The organism is Bacteroidales bacterium (genome assembly GCA_014860585.1).
Taxonomy (GTDB): Bacteria; Bacteroidota; Bacteroidia; order Bacteroidales; family 4484-276; genus RZYY01.
In genome coordinates this window covers 1-5,042 of the sequence record JACZJL010000040.1, presented here as the reverse complement: position 1 = coordinate 5,042, position 5,042 = coordinate 1, and the positions used below count along the sequence as shown (strand labels likewise).

Below are 5,042 nucleotides of genomic sequence, written 5' to 3'. Positions count from 1 at the left end.
TCGTCAACGGTAAAATAATGTTCCAGTTTTTGGTAAAGTTGCTGATAGATCAGGCTGATCTGCTTCAACTCGGCCACTGAATCAAATTTTCCTTTGGTTTCTTTGTATTCAAAAATTGATTTTACAATGTAGAATTCCAGGTAAGGGTGCGCCACAATCTCCTTGAACCCTGTCTTGTTGAGGTTCATCTTACGGATTCTCGATTTATCCACTTCGATAAAGCCTGCAATCTGGACGTATTTCGATGTATCCATCCCAAACACTTCAAGCAACTGCGACTTGTCGTAAAACCCACCCAGTTTATCCCTGTAACTTACAATCCGGCGCGCGTAGGCCGGACCGATACCCTTGATCTGCAGCAAAGCTGTTGTATCTGCGGTATTGATCTCAACTATTATTGAAACTTCCTGTGATTTCAGGAATTTGGGAACGGTATCAACTGAGGGCAGAAGAATGTACTTCTCCAGTGCAGCGTAGTCATCCTCCGAAAAACTGTAAAGTTTCTCCAGATCCTTTTTGATGGTAAATTTTCCGCCCGATTTCCTGTAATTCAATATATTTCGGATTTGTGGATCACGCAAACCCATAAGCTGCATTTCAGCACTGTCAACTGTATTGGGATCAAACGGAAATGGCTTGAGCGACCTCTGACCCGTTCCCGGGGCGGTTACTTTTTGAATTGTGGTCTCCTCTTCGATGATAATAAATGGTTTCAGCACATCGAATTCTTCATCAGAGATGGAGTACATTTTACCGAAATCCTCAACTGACCTGAACCTGCCACCTGCATCGAGGTACTTTAGGATCATATCAGCCTGGCGCCCGGTAAGTCCGAGTTGTAAAAATCCCTCTCTTGTGGTTTGATTGGGATTAAAAGGGTAGGGGGTCAGATCATTGGAAACTTTATCCTCCTGAACAGGTGATGCAGCAAATCGTTTGGCTTCTTCTTCAAATGTACTGGTTTGGCCTTTATCAGGCTGAATGAGAAAAGGCAAAATAAAGTAGGTCAAGATCATCAGCAAAAGCAGAGCGAAAAGAACCAGCATCGCATTACGCTGCCCCTTGCTGATGATGAAAAACGATTTTGTATTTCGAGTCAGTTTTGCCAACGTCCGGGGAAATTTTGGCAAATGTAGGATTTTAACCAGTCTCCGCCAAAAAACTCCCTAAAATAGATTTTCAACGATTGATTAACCCTACCCTTAAGGGAGTACATCGTTGAAAATCATTGCTCCCGGAATTTATCCCGGCAAAGTCGGGAGGGTTGATGTCAACATGAATAGTTTCCCGGCGGAGCCTAACTAAAATGTCAATAATCCGATCCCATTGAGAAACACCAATGCAATGGCAATTGGCGCCAAAAACTTCAGGATGAATATGAGTACACCGAAAAACCTTGCTTTCAGAAGACCCTCATTTGAGATTTCAGCTTTCACATTGGCCAAACCCATAAACCAGCCGACAAACAGCACAATCAGCAACCCTCCCAGTGGAAGCATTACATTGGCAGATAAATACTCCAGGTCGTCAAAAAATGTATCCCTGAAAATGCGGAGGTAGTTCATTGGTCCTTGTGATAAAGTGCAAAAAACTCCGAGGATTGAAATTGACACGCTGGCAATAACCGTAGCTTTTTTGCGGGTCATGTTCAGTTCTTCCGAAAAATAAGCCACCACAACCTCGAGCACCGAAATGGTTGAAGTGAGGGCTGCAACGGCAAGCAAAACAAAAAAGATCAGCGACCAGAAATAACCCCCGGCCATTTGCTGGAAAATATTCGGTAAGGTAATAAATACAAGGCCAGGACCGGCATCAGGCTGAATGCCGAAAGCAAAAACAGCTGGAAAAATGGCTACTCCGGCGAGCACGGCAATCAGAGTGTCAGCGCCTGAAACAGCGAGGGCAGTGTTGGCAAGGTTGTCTTTTTTGTTAATGTAAGAACCATAGGTAATAATTGTTCCCATCCCGATACTTAGCGAGAAAAAAGCCTGACCAAGGGCAACAAGGATCACGTTGGCATCTATTTTCGAAAAGTCAGGCTTGAATAGGAAGGTAAGCCCCTGCATAGCTCCGGGCAGTGTGATTGAACGCACAGAAATAATGATTATGATCAGAAGTAAGACTGGCATCAGGATCTTGGAGTATTTTTCAATCCCGTTTTTGACTCCTTTCCAAACGATTAAGGCAGTGAGGAACATAAAGATCATTTGCCAGAATACCGGCATCAGCCCGCTGGTTTGAAAGGTATCAAAGGTTTCCTGCAGCTCACCGGTTGATTTTCCTGCAAAACCATTGATGATCGAACGGTAAAGGTATTCGAGCGTCCAACCGGCGATGGTGCTGTAAAAAGCAAGGATCATGAAAGCTGCTGCAATGCCCATCAGTCCGATCAGATACCACGGTTGGCCGGGCTTTAAAAAACGAAAAGCGCCGAAGGCGTTCCGCTGGGCACGCCGTCCGATGATCAATTCCGATAGCATGACCGGCACTCCAATCGCCAGCATGAAAACCAGATAAACTACGAGAAAAGCTGCACCGCCGTTCTCTCCCGTCAAATAAGGAAATCTCCAGATATTACCCAACCCAACCGCCGATCCGGCTGCCGCAGCAATGATTCCCAACTTTGACCCGAAACTGTCGCGCACCGATAAGTTTGTTTGTTGCATAGTTCAAAAATTTTAATCCCCCATAGCAAAAATAAAATCGTGATGCAATGATACAAAAAATGCTAAAAGCCCATTAAATTTCCACTACCCACTATTGCTTCCACAAACCCTGACAGGGTTCCAAAGCGATATTGGCAGATTCGGTAAATCAAATAAATGTAACTTTGCGCAAAATTGACTAAAATGACACAGGAAACCATTAAGCTCGAACTGATAACCTGGATGGCAAATCTCACCGACCTGGAAACCATCAACTACCTGAAAATCATCAAAGATGAATCATCAAAGGGAGAAGATTGGTGGGATGACCTCACAAATGAGCAAAAAGCCGGTATTGAGCGCGGCCTGAAAGACCTTGATGATGGTAGAATTATTCCACACGAAACAGTAAAAAATCGCTATGGCCTCTGATTATCCAATTATTTGGACAGAAGAAGCAATCCGGAATTTGGAGGCTATCCTTGATTATCTCCAAAATCGCTGGACACAAAGAGAAGTTGATAACTTTAAAAAACGTCTTTCAAGTCTTCTGGTTTTAATTTCTGGAAATCCGAAATTATTTCCCAAATCAGAAATTCAGCCGAGGTTAAGAAAAGCTGTTTTGTCCAAACAAACCATTATTTTTTATGAGTTCAAACATGGCACAGTATATCTGATTTATCTATTCGGCAGTTCACAAAATCCTGTAAAAATTAAATAAGTATTATCTGGATTAACTTCAAGATCAAATTTTACGTACTCTTAGATTATTCCGGCTTGTCTCATCAATAATAACAGATGCTGACCATTCCTTTTTTGTTAAAACTTCAATTTTTTTTTGTTATTTTTGAACCCTGAGTTGATGACTTTTACCTTTCGAAATTGATTGAAGAAATAATCCTTAATCCATTATAAATAAAAGAATGATGAGCAATATTAAACTTTTTGAGAGCAAAGAGATCCGTTCGGTCTGGAACGAAAAAGAGCAGAAATGGTATTTTGTTGTGGAAGATGTCGTAGCAGTTCTTACCGATAGCAAAGACCCCAAACAATACGTAAAACGTATGCGTCAGCGGGATGCCGAACTTGCCAAAGGATGGGTACAAATTGTACCTACCCTTTTAGTTCAAACGCAAGGCGGATTGCAAAAGATGGGCTGTGCAAACGCCAAAGGTCTTCTCCGGATTATCCAATCCATCCCTTCGCCAAAAGCTGAACCTTTTAAACTTTGGCTGGCTCAGGTGGGCTCGGACAGGCTGGATGAAATCGAAAATCCGGAATTAGCCACACAGCGTACACGGGAACTTTACAAACTCAAAGGCTATCCTGACGATTGGATTGAAAAACGGATGCGTAGCATTGCCATCCGTGAGGAACTTACTGAAGAATGGAAAAACAGAGGTGTAAAAGAACAAATCGAATACGCCATCCTGACTGCTGAAATCTCAAAAGCTACCTTTGGAATGACTCCATCAGAGTACAAAACATTCAAAAGTCTTAAAAGTCAAAACCTACGCGACCACATGACCGACCTTGAATTGATCTTTTCGATGTTGGGCGAGGCATCCACTACAAAAGTTACCAGGGCTAAAAATGCAAAGGGTTTTATTGAGAATAAAAAAGCGGCACAAATCGGTGGCAGAATTGCAGGAAATGCGCTCAAAGAATTAGAGAAAGAAAGCGGCGAAAAAGTAATTACCTCCGAAAACTATTTGCCCGAATCCGAGAAGACAAAAACGCTAACAAAAGGAAAAAAGAAATAACCTGACACACTTTTTTAAACAATCCCTCTTTCAGACCTGGAAGTGTTTATTCTTCCTTTAAAACTCTGTCAGTCCCTTACGTGTGCGTAGTCGTCAGGTTTATCTGATTGATTGATACAACAAACCGGTTTTTGAACCACATAGGTACATAGGGATCATAGTTTTTTACTATTTAGTATTTGCCAGAAAACTCCTAATGTTGAAAATCATATTCAGGGTGTTTACTGGCAGTCACTATTTAAACCAGCAAATTTAATAAAGGGGTTTTTCTATGTCCTACTATGTGTCTATGTGGTTCATTTTAAATTACTTTAGTTCAAATATTAAAAACTATCCTTATTTTTGGTAAAGCTTCATAATATGACATAGTTGCTTAACCTGAAGGCTCTGCGTACTTCGGGATCTTTCTCTGACAGGTTTCGTGCCCCAACCCTCCCCACCTTTTCATTCTTCACGTCGGGCAAGCATCCCTCCATGTAAATAGCAAATTTAATTTCATCAGTTTTTCGCAAAAGTAATTCACCAGTTTTTGTGTTGATTATTTGTTTTGGTTACCTGTTGTTTGGTTGTCATTCTGAGGCCTTTTCCCCGGGAGCGTAGCGGACGGGGGAAAGGCCTCAGAATGGGCATTTTC

5 protein-coding genes are annotated in these 5,042 nt (G+C 42.0%); 3 read left to right on the top strand and 2 right to left on the bottom strand.

Going from position 1 to position 5,042, the window contains the following annotated elements; genetic code table 11:
- Both IH598_04770 and IH598_04765 read right to left on the bottom strand, forming a co-directional pair.
- Window positions 1-1,109, bottom strand: a 1,109-nt coding sequence (locus IH598_04770) for a helix-hairpin-helix domain-containing protein (GenBank protein ID MBE0637811.1), incomplete at its 3' end; no start/stop codon positions are given.
- A gap of 192 nt (window positions 1,110-1,301) precedes the next feature.
- Window positions 1,302-2,666 carry a sodium-dependent transporter gene (locus tag IH598_04765; protein ID MBE0637810.1) on the bottom strand — a complete coding sequence of 455 codons (1,365 nt, stop codon included), beginning with the start codon at window positions 2,664-2,666 and terminating at the stop codon, window positions 1,302-1,304.
- Between the two features lie 183 nt (window positions 2,667-2,849).
- On the opposite strand from IH598_04765, the gene IH598_04760 reads away from it, so the two are divergent.
- The 3 genes from IH598_04760 to IH598_04750 all read left to right on the top strand — a co-directional run bounded on the left by IH598_04760 (window position 2,850) and on the right by IH598_04750 (window position 4,408).
- A complete protein-coding gene (locus tag IH598_04760; protein MBE0637809.1) occupies window positions 2,850-3,077 on the top strand; it encodes a hypothetical protein in 228 nt (75 codons plus the stop codon).
- A complete protein-coding gene (locus IH598_04755; GenBank protein MBE0637808.1) occupies window positions 3,067-3,366 on the top strand; it encodes a type II toxin-antitoxin system RelE/ParE family toxin in 300 nt (99 codons plus the stop codon). Before IH598_04760 ends, IH598_04755 begins: the two co-directional genes overlap by 11 nt.
- 202 nt (window positions 3,367-3,568) lie before the next feature.
- Window positions 3,569-4,408, top strand: coding sequence for a Bro-N domain-containing protein (locus IH598_04750; GenBank protein ID MBE0637807.1), 840 nt, complete (start codon window positions 3,569-3,571; stop codon window positions 4,406-4,408).
- Window positions 4,409-5,042 lie beyond the last annotated feature (634 nt).

Bases quoted from the DNA above. Each gene is read 5' to 3' on its own strand.
- IH598_04765 (MBE0637810.1), bottom strand. From the start codon at position 2,666: ATGCAACAAACAAACTTATCGGTGCGCGACAGTTTCGGGTCAAAGTTG.
- IH598_04760 (MBE0637809.1), top strand. From the start codon at position 2,850: ATGACACAGGAAACCATTAAGCTCGAACTGATAACCTGGATGGCAAAT.
- IH598_04755 (MBE0637808.1), top strand. From the start codon at position 3,067: ATGGCCTCTGATTATCCAATTATTTGGACAGAAGAAGCAATCCGGAAT.
- IH598_04750 (MBE0637807.1), top strand. From the start codon at position 3,569: ATGATGAGCAATATTAAACTTTTTGAGAGCAAAGAGATCCGTTCGGTC.